Source organism: Herpetosiphon llansteffanensis (assembly GCF_003205875.1).
In the GTDB taxonomy this organism is placed as follows: Bacteria; Chloroflexota; Chloroflexia; order Chloroflexales; family Herpetosiphonaceae; genus Herpetosiphon; species Herpetosiphon llansteffanensis.
In genome coordinates this window covers 1-12,398 of the sequence record NZ_PUBZ01000065.1, presented here as the reverse complement: position 1 = coordinate 12,398, position 12,398 = coordinate 1, and the positions used below count along the sequence as shown (strand labels likewise).

The following is a 12,398-nucleotide window of genomic DNA, read 5'->3' as shown; positions in this document are numbered from 1 at the left end:
AGTACGAAGGATGAAAAGAACATAGAGCATAGAACATAGAGCATAGGGATCAGGGAGGCTTGGTGTACTGGTTCATTGGATTGGCAATCGTATTCCCTCACCCCCAGCCCCCTCTCCCACTGGACGCGGGCGAGGGAGAGCACTACGCATTGCGAAAGAACCACACGATTAAAGCCCCTCTCCCGCGCCACGGGAGAGGGGTTGGGGTGAGGGGATCAGGCGGCGGTTAATGTGATGAACCAGTACAATCAGAGAGGTTTGGCTGATGGCTATGGGCTAGCGGAAATTGATTGGAACCAAAATAATTAAACCCAACAGCCCATAGCCCATAGCCCATAGCCTTTCTATCCTTCGTGGATCAATTAAGGATGCTATATGGCCAATATTTTGGTGGTTGATGACGAACCGAATATTCGCGAAGTGGTCGGCCTCTATTTGCGCCGCGAAGGCCATAACGTGACTGAGGCCAGCGATGGCGAGGAAGCGTTGCGCTTGGCCCGTCAACAACCGCCAGATTTGGTCGTGCTTGATCTGATGTTGCCCAAAGTGACTGGCTTAGAAGTGTGTCGTCGCTTGCAGAGCGATCAACGCACCCCCGTGATAATGCTCACCGCCAAGAGCGAAGAAAATGATCGGATCATTGGCCTTGGCGTGGGCGCTGATGATTATGTGGTCAAGCCATTTAGCCCGCGTGAACTGGTGGCGCGAGTCGAAGCAGTCTTGCGGCGAGTTCAGCCTCAACCCGATTCCCCGCCCCCCGATGAACGCCCAATTGAGCTTGGTGCATTGCGCGTCGATCCACGCACCCGCGATGTGCAAGTGGCGGGCAAATCGATTAGCCTGACCGCGCGCGAATTTGATTTGCTCTACTTCTTGGCGCGCCATCGTGAGCGCGTGTTTACCCGCGACCAACTGATGGAACTCGTGTGGGGCTATACCTTTTCCGCCGATACCAGCACTGTTACGGTGCATATTCGGCGATTGCGCGAAAAAATCGAAGATGACCCAACCGCGCCGCGCTATTTGCAAACAGTCTGGGGCGTAGGCTATAAACTCAGCGCTGGTGAGCAATGAGACGCTTTTTACAGCAATGCAGCCTTTTGTTGCTAACCTTGGCGATTGCCTTGGCCTTGGTTGGGTTGGTTGGCCATTTTGGCCTTATGCTGCCAATGAGCGAACTCGAAGGCATCGTCAAGCTGTTTGGTTCGCTAGGGTTTGGGGCTGGCGTGGTGGCAATTATCGCCTTGCAAAGCCGCATGCTCTCACTGTTGCGCAGTTTGCGGGCGCAAATTATTGCAGCGATTGGCTTAGGTGGCATTTTGGTTGCGGCCTTGTTGCAGGGCGTGGCCCGCGCCATGTTTATCAGCACCGATCACGACCTACCGTTGTTGCTGTTGGTGCTGATTTTTATGTTGGTACTGGCCTTGGGCTTTAGCATCGCTGTGGGCAATGTGTTGGTGGCGCGCTTGGCCGAGGTTCGAGCCGGAGCGACGGCGCTGGCCAAAGGCGATTTGACCTTGCGCATTCCTGAGCATGGCAGCGATGAAGTAAGTTTGCTGGCCGCCGATTTTAACCAGATGGCCGATGAACTAGCCCAAAGTGCCCAGCGCCAACACGAGCTTGAGCAATCGCGCCGCGATTTGATTGCGGCCATCTCCCACGATTTGCGCACGCCATTAACTGCGGTGCGGGCGATGATCGAGGCCTTGGCTGATGGCGTGGTGACTGAGCCAGCAACCCAACAACGCTACCTTAATTCAGCCAATGCCCAATTAACCAACCTCAGCACCTTGGTCGATGATTTATTCGAGATGGCCCAGCTTGATGCTGGCGTGTTGCGCTTGGAATTAGAACGCGCCTCGCTTGGCGATTTAATCTCCGATACGCTGAGCAATTTGCAACCGCATGCTGCGGCTCACGGCGTGCAACTGCTCGGCAAAGTCGATCCCGCCGCCGATTTGGTGTTGATGAATGCGCCAAAATTGCAACGAGTCTTGTACAACCTGATCAGCAATGCGCTGCGCCACACACCAAGCGATGGCACAATCGCCATTCAAGCCCAAACAATCAACCAAACAGTGCATGTCGAAGTGCGCGATACTGGCGAGGGTATTCAGCCCGACGATCTGCCACATATTTTCGAGCGCACCTATCGCGGCGAGAAGTCGCGTTCCCGCGATTATGGCGGGGCTGGCTTGGGCTTAGCAATCGTACGGGCAATTGTCGAGGCTCATGGCGGCAATGTTTGGGTCGAAAGCCAACCCCACCATGGCGCACGTTTTATTTTTACCCTGCAAACGCCTAACTGAACGAACAAGGCATCAGGGTTCAGGGTTCAGGGTCTAGGTGTACAGGTACATTGGATTGACAACCGCGTTCCCTCACCCCCCAACCCCCGCTCCCACTGGACGCGGGCAAGGGGGAGCACCGTTTTAACCGACGCATTGTGGCAGAACCACAGCGTTAAAGCCTCTCGCCCAGCGGATGGGAGAGGGGTTGGGGTGAGGGAACGCGGTTGTTAATCCAATGAGCCAGTACAGCTAGGCTCCAGGAATTCTGCAAAAAACCAGATCACGGTTCTCATAGGAGCATATTGTGATGCTGCTAGCGCTGTTGCTCAAGCACGCGCCGATAAACCGCCAAGGTTTGCTCAGCAGTGCGTTGCCACGAAAATTTGGCTGCCTGAGCGGGTGCTTGGTCGCGCAACACTTGGCGCTGATCAGCATCGGCCCAAAGGCGTTCAATCGCATCGGCCCAAGCCAGCGGATCATCAACTGGCAACTTAAGGCCAGCATCGCCCACTACTTCGGGCAAACTTGAGGCATCGGCAACCAACACTGCCGCGCCACAAGCTAACGCCTCAAGCGCAGGCAAACCAAATCCTTCATACTTCGAAGGATTGAGATACAAGCGGCAGGCACTCAAGAGCCAGCGAATCTCCTCGTCGCTTGGGCTATCGAGCCAAGTTACAGCTTCTTCCAAATGCAATTCAGCCAAGGTTTGCCAAATTTCTGCATCAAGCCAACCACGCCGCCCAGCCAAGGCCAAGCGATAGCCAGCTTGCGGCTTGCGATCGAGCGCAATGCGCAAGGCTCGCAGCAACATCGGAATATTTTTGCGTGGCTCCAAGGTCGAAACAAATACCATAAATTGATCAGCTTGCCACGTTTGGCCGCCAATCTGGCGTTGTGAATCAGCAGCAATTGGTATTGGCTGCATATCGGTCGCCAGCTGAATCACATCAATTCGCGCAGGGTCAACATTTAACAAATTTGTGAGATCGTTGGCGGTGCTCTGCGAATCGGCAATAATTGCATTGGCCGAAGCCAGCGCGCGCTCAATTTGGCCATAATAACGGCTGGCATTGGCATCCAAAATCTCAGGAAATAATTTAAATGCCACATCATGCACAGTAATGACGGCAGGAAATGTGCGTTTTAACGGCGGAATAAAATCGGGCGAGTGCAGCAGTTTTGGGCGGCGCAGGCCAATTTCCAAAGGCAAAAGCAGTTGTTCGAGGCGATGATGCGGTGGAGTAAAGAGCCGTGCCCGCTGAATATTCGGGCCAATAGCCAATGGTTTTGGGCTTTTGCGATGCTCAAGCAGCAACCATTGTTGCTCGGGGGCAATTGTTGGCAGATAGGTTAATAATTTGTGGGTGTAATGGGCGATGCCACCATGGCGGTAGGCATTCAAACGCGCATCAATCGCAATCATCGGCAGCCTCGTAGCTAAACATGGCTGCTATGCTACCACAGCCTATGAGCGCTGGGTAATCAATTGCTCAACTGGCGGCGGCGTGACCTGTGGTTTATCAACAATGCCGCTGATTTCCTCAAGAATTGCTTGAGCGCGATAGCTGGCAACCAAGGCTTGGCGCAAATTGCGCTGCTGTTGAATGCCCTCTTCGTTGATCGAATTGCCAATTGCTTGTTGCAGCTCTTGAATTTCGCTTTGCAAACTTTGCGCAGCTTGCGTCAATTGAGCAAATACCGCTGGCGGCAAATTAATCGTCGTGGAATCGACCATGGGAATTGCGCGCTGATACTGACGTTCAAGCAGCACAAATATCGACCAACCTGCCATCCCAGCCACACCCCAATCAATCATATAGCACAGCCAAGCTGGCGAGCGTGGCGTGAGAATTTGATGATCGACGAGATCCCACGCGATGTAGGCAGCAAAAGCTCCCAACAGCGGGAACCAACGACGATTGAGGCTAAGCTTCATAATTGCACCTGTTTCACAACATTTCAGCCCAAAATTGATTCAGGCCAATCTAGTATGCGATGCCAATCTGAAATTATGATGAAAATTTGATGAGATGGCGATGAGCTATACGCGTGAAATCGTTATCACGGCTGTTTGGCAAAACTCGCCAAAACAGGTACGATCGGGCAGCTTTAGCGAAAGGATGATCATGGCTCGGATTGCAACCATCGAACGCAACACCCGCGAAACCCAAATCAAGCTCACGCTTAATCTCGATGGCTCAGGCCAGGTTGCCATCAATACTGGGATTGGCATGTACAACCATATGCTCGAAAGTTTTGCCCGCCATGGCCAATTTGATTTAGAGGTAAGCTGCAACGGCGATTTGCATATCGATGACCACCACTCGGTCGAGGATGTGGCGATTTGCTTGGGCATGGCGATTGATCAGGCACTTGGCGACAAAGCAGGCATCACCCGCACCGCTCATGCCTATGTGCCCATGGATGAGGCGCTGGCCTTTGTGGCGCTTGATCTCAGTGGCCGAGCGTTTCATGTGCTCAACTTTAGCTGGACCAACCCCAGCATCGGCGGTTTGACCTGCGATTTGGTAGAGCATGTTTTTGAAAGCATCGCGATTCATGGCCGCATGAACTTGCACGCCAAGCTCGAATATGGCCGCAACGACCATCACAAAGCCGAAGCCTTATTCAAAGCCTTGGCCCGCGCCCTCGATAGCGCCACTAAACACGATCCACGCTTGGGCGATGCGATTCCCAGCACTAAAGGCGTAATTTAAGCCTTCCCATAAGCCCTCGCTCACATTGCACGGGCGAGGGGCTTGAACACCGTGGTTCTTGCGCAATTCGTTGGTAAACAATCGTCGGCTCCCCCTCGCCCGCGTCCAGTGGGCGAGGGGGCTGGGGGGTGAGGGGATCTCAGACTTTTAACGCAGTAACAATACCTAGCTCGAGCCAATGTGGCTGAATCGGCGCATCAATAAAGGCTTGTTCAATTTCTGCTTGGCCTTGGCTAAAATGCTGCCAACCATCAAAATGAATTGGAATCAGCGTGCGCGGCTTGAGCAATTGAGCTGCTTGCAGCGCTTGATCCGCATCAAATGTAAAGAGTGTTGGCCCCGTTGGTGCAAATTGGGCCGCCCCGACATGCACAAAGGCTGTGCCAATGGCGTAGCGTTCAGCAATCGTATTAATGCCAGCAAACAAAACCGTATCGCCTGAAATATACAGCGGGCCATGCGCAAAATTGGGATATTCCACAACAAAACCAATCACCTCGCCAATGATCGGCAGCAATTCAACGGGGCCGTGTTGGGCTGGCACAGCGGTCATCGTCAATGGCAAGCCTTGCGCTGTGTTCAGCGTAATTGATTGCCATGGAGCCAAGCCTTGCACATTGGTTGCTCCCTGCTTTTGCAAGCGCCCGCTGCCTGTTTCGGTAGTCAGCACATGCTTGGCATGTGGCAACAATGCCCGCCCAGCAGCATCCAAATTATCATAATGATCATCGTGCGAGAGCAATACCAGATCAATTGGCCCAAGCTCTGCTGGTTGCAATGCCGCTGCTTGCTCCTTGTACAGCCCAAATTCCACGTTTGGCCGCACCTGATACAGCTGCGAACTGCCAGCGGGATCGAATACTGGATCGGTCAAAATGCGCAGGCCATCAATTTCCAACAAAACGGTTGCCGTGCCAACATAGGTCACCTGAATCTGCATATTCATTCCTTTACAATACGGACGTTCGTGTTTTATTTGAGCTAAAAAATTTTAGCTGCGATAATTTTCGATTAAATTGCCAATGGCAGCGCGAGCGGTAGCAAATTGGGCTTCGTGGCTGCGCACTGCGCGCCAAACCAGGGCCGCAATTTCGATGCCATGAAATTGGAGCGCCAGCTCGGCAATTGGTGTATCGGGCCGAAATTGGCCAAGCTCAACGGTTTCGGCAATGCACTGCTCGATAAAATTAAGATAATTCTGATAATAGCGCAGCACGGCAGCCCGCACCTCAGAATCAGCCAAATCATCAAGCTCAAGCACAGCATTGGTAAAAAAGCAGCCGCCCAGAAAAATGCCCTGCTGCAAATAACGAAACCACGAATCGCACAGCTTATAAAGCCGATCAATCCCCGCTGGTTCGGCCAGCACCTGACCAACCACTGCTGATTGAAACAACTCAGCCGCCCGTTCAACTGCGGCAACTTGCAGCTCGGTCTTCGATTTGAAGTGCGCGCTGATCCCGCCCTTGGACATAGCGACAGCCTCAGCCAAGCTCCCAATCGTGAGGCCATTCAGGCCAGCAACCGAAGCCATCTGCACTGCTTGATTCAAAATAAGTTCTTTGGCACTATCTTTACGACTCATAGTATTAAAATACCATACGTTCGTATTTTACGCAAGTACATATCTTGCTTAAGCCAATGCTGGCAAAAGCATAAAGAACCCAAAGCAGAGCTATTTACGCTATTGTTTGACAATTCGCAAAACGTGCTGCAACAATTTTTTAGTGGCCTGCGTCCTAGTTAGCAGATAGGCAACGATGAGTTGCACCCAAATAAGGAGCTACTACAATGCAAAATTCAAATCGCTTAGTGCGTGTTCAACAAGATCAAATGATTGCTGGTGTGTGTACGGGTTTGGCTCAATATTTCGCTTTTGATGTAACCTTGGTCCGCTTGGCCTTTGTGCTGGTGACCTTGGCTGGTGGTTCGGGCATCCTGTTGTACATCATTCTCTGGGCAGTTTTGCCAGTGGTGACGGCTCCAGGCTTGCCAAGCCCAGGCATTAACAGCGGGCTTGATGAAATGCGCAACCAAGCAGCCAACGTGTTCAACAAGGTCAAAACTGCGGTCAACAATGCCCAAGCAAGCAACGCTAGCACGGCTGTGCCTCAAAGCGATTGGAAATTCGACCCACAAACCGGTCAACCAATCAACCCAACGCCAGCCCCAGCTCAACCAGAAAAACCACGTTTTGACCCATACACTGGTCAACCATTAAACGACTAATCTAACGATTGAGTTGATACCAAAACGGTCGTTGAGCAGCCCGCTCAGCGACCGTTTTTTGTTGGGCAGAATCACAAAGTTGCTCAACTTCTTGCTCGAGCAGGCGCAACGTTTGCGGAGCCAGCCAATAGACTGTGGCTTGGCCTTCGTGCTCGCTTTCGACTACGCCCGCCTGTACCAAAACCCGCAAATGTTCAGAGATTGTCGATTGAGCACGATTCGTTCGCTGCACAATATCATTGCAAATACAGCGCGGATGGTGGGCGATGTAGCGCACAATTCCCAAGCGCAACGGATGGCCAAGGGCATGGCAAAGGCTGGCCAATTGGGTTAATGCAGCATCAGCGTGAATCGTTTCCATCGGACACCTCCAAAATGGGTTGATTAAAAACAAACACACGCGAATCACGGCAGGATGCCCGCGCTTCGCGTGTGTTGCTTTGCCGTTAAATCTGCAACTTAGTTATTCAAGATAGGCTCGCAATTTGCGCCCACCAAAGGCTGGGTGGCGCAGTTTACGCAGCACCTTGGCCTCGATTTGGCGAATGCGTTCGCGGGTAATGCCAAACTCGCGGCCAACTTCTTCCAGCGTACGATATTTGCCATCGACTAAACCATAGCGCAGCTCAATAATTCGCCGTTCGCGCTCATCGAGCTTGCACAGCACTTCGTCAAGTTGCTCGCGCAATAAATGCTCGGTTGCGTGATCAAGCGGCTCTGCTGAACGATCATCTTCAATAAAATCGCCCAAGACGCTATCGCCCTCGTTGCCAACTGGCGTTTCGAGCGACACTGGTTGGCGGGCAACTTCGAGCACCCGCCGCACTTTATCGGCAGGCAAGCCCAAGGCTTCGCCAATTTCTTCGGCAGTTGGCTCGCGTTCCAAGGCTTGCTGCAACTTGTGGGCCGTGCGCTTAACCCGATTGATCGTCTCGCCAACGTGCACAGGCAGGCGAATTGTGCGACTATGATCGGAAATTGAGCGCGTAATTGCTTGGCGAATCCACCAGGTTGCATAGGTTGAGAATTTAAAGCCCTTGTGATAATCGAACTTCTCAGTTGCCCGCATCAGGCCAATATTGCCCTCTTGGATTAAATCTAAAAACGACATACCACGGCCAACATATTTTTTGGCAATCGACACCACGAGGCGCAAATTGGCTTGGATGAGATGTTGGCGGGCGGCTTCGCTTTCGAGGACTTGCTGTTGCAGGCGAGCTTTTTCTTCGAGGAGATATTCGTGGCGGGCAAGGCGAATCATGGCCCGTTCGCCACGTTCCAATTGTTTGGCCAGCATCGTTTCTTCGTGGGCGGTTAAGAGATGCACTTGGCCAATTTCGCGCAAATACATGCGCACCGGATCATCAAGGCTTAGCCCTTCGCGAATCAGCGACCGTTCGAGATCGTCCTCGGCGACATCACGGGAACGGAGATGCACGGCAGCGGTTGGCGGTTCTTCTAAAATTGGAATATCTTCTGCTTGGCAGCGGACACACAATTCGTCGAACAGCGCTGTGTTTTTGTCGGAGGGAGGAAGATGAAGCAGCACTTGGTCGTGCGTGAGATAACGATGCTGACGGGCGGCCCCCATCAGAACTTCGAGTACGTTTTTCAAGGAAGCACCGACTTTCTACTGCTATAGAAAAGCCTAATGATAGACCACTATATCACGGATAGATCTGCGATTCAAGACCCTATTCAAGCACATTAGGGGTGAAGTTTCCATAACATACAGCTGATAATTCGTTGAAAAAAGCGAAACGCTGTATAGTATTTGGCAACAACTGCGAAGGAGGCGGGTACTTCAGCCCGATTGATGCCATGACAACGATTGCTCTTGATCAGCAAATTATTCACGCGGTGTGCCCTCACGATTGCCCCGATACGTGCTCCATGCTCGTCACAGTGCAGGATGGCAAGGCGATCAAAGTTCAAGGTAACCCTGAACACCCAATTACCAACGGCTTTTTGTGCACCAAAGTTTCGCGTTATGTCGAGCGAACGTATCACCAAGGCCGTTTGTTGTATCCAGCCAAACGGGTTGGCCCCAAAGGCGCTGGCCAATTCGAGCGCATTTCGTGGGAAGAAGCATTAACCACGATTGCTGAACGGTTGCAAGCCATTAGCACCAGCCACGGGCCGCAGGCGATTTTGCCCTATTCGTATGCTGGCACGATGGGTTTGTTGCATTATGGCTCGATGGATCGACGCTTTTTCCATCGCTTGGGTGCTTCGCTGCTCGACCGTACAATTTGCGCCAGTGCCGGCGCAACTGGCTATCGCTATACTGTGGGCGCGAGCGTTGGCACCGATCCTGAAGCCTATGTCGATGCCAAATTGATTATTTTGTGGGGAACCAACACGCTTACCTCGAATGTGCACTTGTGGACATTTATCAAAGCGGCGCGCAAAGCTGGCGCACGGATCATTGCAATTGATCCTTGGCGTTCTCGCACTGCCGCCCAATGCGATTGGCATATTGCGCCGTTGCCTGGCACCGACGCAGCCCTTGCCCTCGGCATGATGCATATTATTTTTCGCGATGGCTTGCACGATCAAGCCTATCTTGATGCCTATTGTGTTGGCGGCGAGCAACTGCGCGAGCGCGTGCAGGAATATCCGCCAGCGCGCGTCGCCGAATTAACTGGCTTGGATGTGGCAACAATCGAGCAATTGGCCCATGAATATGCGACTACCGCGCCTGCTGCGATTCGGATTAATTATGGTTTGCAACGCCACGCTGGCGGCGGCATGGCCGTGCGCACCTTGGCATGTTTACCAGCAGTGATTGGCTCGTGGCGCGAGCGTGCAGGCGGCATTTTGCTTTCCACCAGCGGCACATTTCCAATTAATAATGCTGCCTTGGAGCGCCCCGATTTGATTCCTGCTAGCACGCGCATGATCAATATGAATCAGCTTGGGCAGGCTTTGACCGAAGTGAATGATCCGCCGGTGCAGGCCTTGTTCGTCTACAATTCTAATCCGGCGAGCGTGGCTCCCGATTTGGAAGCGGTGAAACGTGGCTTGGAGCGCGACGATTTGTTTACCGTGGTGCACGAGCAGTTTTACACCGATACCACCCGCTACGCCGATATTATTCTGCCTGCAACAACCCAACTTGAGCATGTCGATTTGCATAAAGCCTATGGCCATTGGTATTTGGCTTGGAGCAACCAAGCGATTGAGCCACTGGGCGAGGCGATTCCTAACACCGAATTGTTTCGCCGTTTGGCAGCCAAAATGGGCTTTGATGAGCCATGTTTTAGTGATGATGATGTGACGATTGCCCGCCAAGCCTTGGATACTGACCACCCTGCGTTGGCTGGAATTACACTCGAACGCTTGCAAGCAGAAGGTTGGCTGCGCTTGAACGTGCCAGCCAATTGGGCACCGTTTGCCGAGGGCAATTTCCTCACCCCGTCAGGCAAGTGCGAGCTGTATTCTGAACGCATGCAAGCAGATGGCTTTGACCCATTGCCGACCTACACAGCGCCCTACGAAAGCCCAACGACCAACCCGCGCTTGGCTGAGCGCTATCCATTAACCTTAATCTCGCCGCCAGCCCACCACTTTTTGAACAGTACCTTTGGCAATATTTTGCAGCGCTACGAGAGCGGCCCAAGCCTCGAAATTAGCCCGCTTGATGCGATCGAACGCAACATCGACGATGGCGATCAATTATTGATTCGCAATGATCGCGGTGGCTTTCAGGCCAAGGCCGTGGTGACCGATCGCGTGCGCCAAGGAGTGGTAGTTGCGCCATCAATTTGGTGGTCGGAGCTAACGGCTGATGGCCGTAACGTAAACCATACCACGCCCCAAGCACTTTCGGATATGGGTGGCGGCGCGACTTTCTACGATAATTTGGTTGAAGTTGAACGGATTGTCGGTTAAGCTAGCCAATAATTTTCCCGCTTGAGCTGAGCAATCGGCTCAAGCGGTGGGTTGGAGCACGCTATGCCCCAAACGTTATTGATTGAATGCAACGATCAGATTGGCTTAGTTCATCAGATTACTGGCGTGCTTTATCGCCATGGCGTAAATATTATTAGCAACCAAGAGTTTGTTGATCATCAGCGGCAACGCTTTTTTATGCGAACTGAATATCAAGGTACGCTTGATCAAAACACAGCATTAGCAGAACTACAAACATTTTTGCCAATTAATGCACATATTCGCTTTGCACGAGCGTATAAGCCAAGAATTATTATTCTAGCCACCAAAGAACATCATTGTTTAGGCGATTTACTGATTCGGCATGCCTTTGCTGAACTCAAAGCAGAAATTCTGGGCGTAATTGCCAATCATGCGCAACTTGGCCAATTAGTGCAGCGTTTCGATCTACCATTTCATTATGTGTCACATCGAGACGCTACTCGTGAAGCACATGAACAGGCGTTGCTCGAAGTTATTCAGGCAGCGCAACCAGATTATTTGGTGCTGGCAAAATATATGCGGGTGCTTTCGCCGCAGTTTGTAGCCCAATTTCCGCAGCGCATTATCAATATTCATCATTCATTTTTGCCAGCGTTCATCGGCGCAAATCCCTATCGCCAAGCATTTGAGCGCGGCGTGAAAATTATTGGCGCAACCGCGCATTTTGTCACCGATGATCTCGATAAAGGGCCAATTATCGCGCAGCAAGTTATGCCAATTGATCATAGCCATAGTGTTGATGAAATAGTTCAAGCTGGGCGTGAGATTGAAAAACATGTGTTGGCAAAAGCCTTAGATTTGGTTTTGAGTGAGCGAGTTTTTTTAAGCGGCAATCGCACGGTCATTTTTGATTAACTATCCCTAGCGAGCACGAAGGGCACGATAGTGAGACTATAGGCTATGGGCTATGGGCTTTTGACACACCAAACGTCCGCTAGCCCATAGCTGTACTGGTACATTGCGTTACCAATCGCCTGATCCCCTCACCCCAACCCCGCTCCCGTGCGCGGGCGAGGGGCTTTAACACGCTGGTTCGTCATTCGTCGGTGAAAACGGTGCTCCCCCTCGCCCGCGTTCAGTGGGAGAGGGGGCTGGCTTTCAAGGGTAGGTAGTTCGGGGAGGAAACGACAAACGGCAGAGAATTCGCGTATACTGGACGTGTCAGCACCCATGTCTACGAGGAATTCTATGCCGTTCCATGCTAGTTTAGCCGATTGGGAAG

The 12,398-nt window shown here is 52.1% G+C and carries 12 protein-coding genes; 6 read left to right on the top strand and 6 right to left on the bottom strand.

The genetic code is table 11. The annotated features are described in order from the left end of the window. Nucleotides 1-375 precede the first annotated feature (375 nt). Together C5S61_RS03960 and C5S61_RS03955 are read left to right on the top strand one after the other, a co-directional pair. Nucleotides 376-1,074: a response regulator transcription factor gene (locus tag C5S61_RS03960; RefSeq protein ID WP_110513802.1), complete on the top strand. Its 699-nt coding sequence runs from the start codon at nt 376-378 to the stop codon at nt 1,072-1,074. Continuing rightward, a complete protein-coding gene (locus C5S61_RS03955; RefSeq protein ID WP_110513801.1) occupies nt 1,071-2,309 on the top strand; it encodes a sensor histidine kinase in 1,239 nt (412 codons plus the stop codon). Before C5S61_RS03960 ends, C5S61_RS03955 begins: the two co-directional genes overlap by 4 nt. 295 nt (nt 2,310-2,604) lie before the next feature. Here C5S61_RS03955 and C5S61_RS03950 read toward each other — a convergent pair whose 3' ends face one another. Beyond that, nucleotides 2,605-3,717: a glycosyltransferase family 4 protein gene (locus tag C5S61_RS03950; protein WP_110513800.1), complete on the bottom strand. Its 1,113-nt coding sequence runs from the start codon at nt 3,715-3,717 to the stop codon at nt 2,605-2,607. Between the two features lie 42 nt (nt 3,718-3,759). Further along, entirely contained in the window at nt 3,760-4,230 is a 471-nt protein-coding gene (locus C5S61_RS03945; protein ID WP_110513799.1) for a hypothetical protein, read from the bottom strand. Nucleotides 4,231-4,420: 190 nt separating this feature from the next. Here C5S61_RS03945 and hisB point away from each other — a divergent pair, with 190 nt between their 5' ends. Continuing rightward, on the top strand, nt 4,421-5,011 hold the full coding sequence (hisB, locus tag C5S61_RS03940) for an imidazoleglycerol-phosphate dehydratase HisB (protein ID WP_110513891.1): 591 nt from the start codon (nt 4,421-4,423) through the stop codon (nt 5,009-5,011). A gap of 139 nt (nt 5,012-5,150) precedes the next feature. On the opposite strand, the gene C5S61_RS03935 is transcribed toward hisB, so the two are convergent. After that, entirely contained in the window at nt 5,151-5,951 is an 801-nt protein-coding gene (locus tag C5S61_RS03935) for an MBL fold metallo-hydrolase (protein ID WP_110513798.1), read from the bottom strand. 51 nt (nt 5,952-6,002) lie between these two features. Then, entirely contained in the window at nt 6,003-6,596 is a 594-nt protein-coding gene (locus tag C5S61_RS03930) for a TetR/AcrR family transcriptional regulator (protein ID WP_110513797.1), read from the bottom strand. A 206-nt stretch (nt 6,597-6,802) separates the two neighbouring features. Between C5S61_RS03930 and C5S61_RS03925 the strand changes: the two genes are divergently transcribed. After that, nucleotides 6,803-7,240, top strand: coding sequence for a PspC domain-containing protein (locus C5S61_RS03925; RefSeq protein ID WP_110513796.1), 438 nt, complete (start codon nt 6,803-6,805; stop codon nt 7,238-7,240). Nucleotide 7,241: 1 nt separating this feature from the next. Here the strand turns inward: C5S61_RS03925 and C5S61_RS03920 are convergent, their stop codons facing one another. Together C5S61_RS03920 and rpoD are read right to left on the bottom strand one after the other, a co-directional pair. Beyond that, a complete protein-coding gene (locus tag C5S61_RS03920; protein ID WP_110513795.1) occupies nt 7,242-7,601 on the bottom strand; it encodes an ArsR/SmtB family transcription factor in 360 nt (119 codons plus the stop codon). 102 nt (nt 7,602-7,703) lie between these two features. After that, nucleotides 7,704-8,831 carry an RNA polymerase sigma factor RpoD gene (gene rpoD / locus C5S61_RS03915; protein WP_110513794.1) on the bottom strand — a complete coding sequence of 376 codons (1,128 nt, stop codon included), beginning with the start codon at nt 8,829-8,831 and terminating at the stop codon, nt 7,704-7,706. Between the two features lie 230 nt (nt 8,832-9,061). Here rpoD and C5S61_RS03910 point away from each other — a divergent pair, with 230 nt between their 5' ends. Continuing rightward, nucleotides 9,062-11,134 carry a molybdopterin-containing oxidoreductase family protein gene (locus tag C5S61_RS03910; RefSeq protein ID WP_110513793.1) on the top strand — a complete coding sequence of 691 codons (2,073 nt, stop codon included), beginning with the start codon at nt 9,062-9,064 and terminating at the stop codon, nt 11,132-11,134. 63 nt (nt 11,135-11,197) lie between these two features. Next, on the top strand, nt 11,198-12,031 hold the full coding sequence (gene purU, locus C5S61_RS03905) for a formyltetrahydrofolate deformylase (protein WP_110513792.1): 834 nt from the start codon (nt 11,198-11,200) through the stop codon (nt 12,029-12,031). Nucleotides 12,032-12,398 lie beyond the last annotated feature (367 nt).

Excerpts from the sequence above, each read along its gene's own strand:
- C5S61_RS03925 (WP_110513796.1), top strand. The coding sequence starts at position 6,803 with ATGCAAAATTCAAATCGCTTAGTGCGTGTTCAACAAGATCAAATGATT.
- C5S61_RS03955 (WP_110513801.1), top strand. The coding sequence starts at position 1,071 with ATGAGACGCTTTTTACAGCAATGCAGCCTTTTGTTGCTAACCTTGGCG.
- C5S61_RS03960 (WP_110513802.1), top strand. The coding sequence starts at position 376 with ATGGCCAATATTTTGGTGGTTGATGACGAACCGAATATTCGCGAAGTG.
- C5S61_RS03945 (WP_110513799.1), bottom strand. The coding sequence starts at position 4,230 with ATGAAGCTTAGCCTCAATCGTCGTTGGTTCCCGCTGTTGGGAGCTTTT.
- C5S61_RS03920 (WP_110513795.1), bottom strand. The coding sequence starts at position 7,601 with ATGGAAACGATTCACGCTGATGCTGCATTAACCCAATTGGCCAGCCTT.
- C5S61_RS03910 (WP_110513793.1), top strand. The coding sequence starts at position 9,062 with ATGACAACGATTGCTCTTGATCAGCAAATTATTCACGCGGTGTGCCCT.
- C5S61_RS03935 (WP_110513798.1), bottom strand. The coding sequence starts at position 5,951 with ATGCAGATTCAGGTGACCTATGTTGGCACGGCAACCGTTTTGTTGGAA.
- C5S61_RS03930 (WP_110513797.1), bottom strand. The coding sequence starts at position 6,596 with ATGAGTCGTAAAGATAGTGCCAAAGAACTTATTTTGAATCAAGCAGTG.
- C5S61_RS03950 (WP_110513800.1), bottom strand. The coding sequence starts at position 3,717 with ATGATTGCGATTGATGCGCGTTTGAATGCCTACCGCCATGGTGGCATC.
- rpoD (WP_110513794.1), bottom strand. The coding sequence starts at position 8,831 with ATGGGGGCCGCCCGTCAGCATCGTTATCTCACGCACGACCAAGTGCTG.
- hisB (WP_110513891.1), top strand. The coding sequence starts at position 4,421 with ATGGCTCGGATTGCAACCATCGAACGCAACACCCGCGAAACCCAAATC.
- purU (WP_110513792.1), top strand. The coding sequence starts at position 11,198 with ATGCCCCAAACGTTATTGATTGAATGCAACGATCAGATTGGCTTAGTT.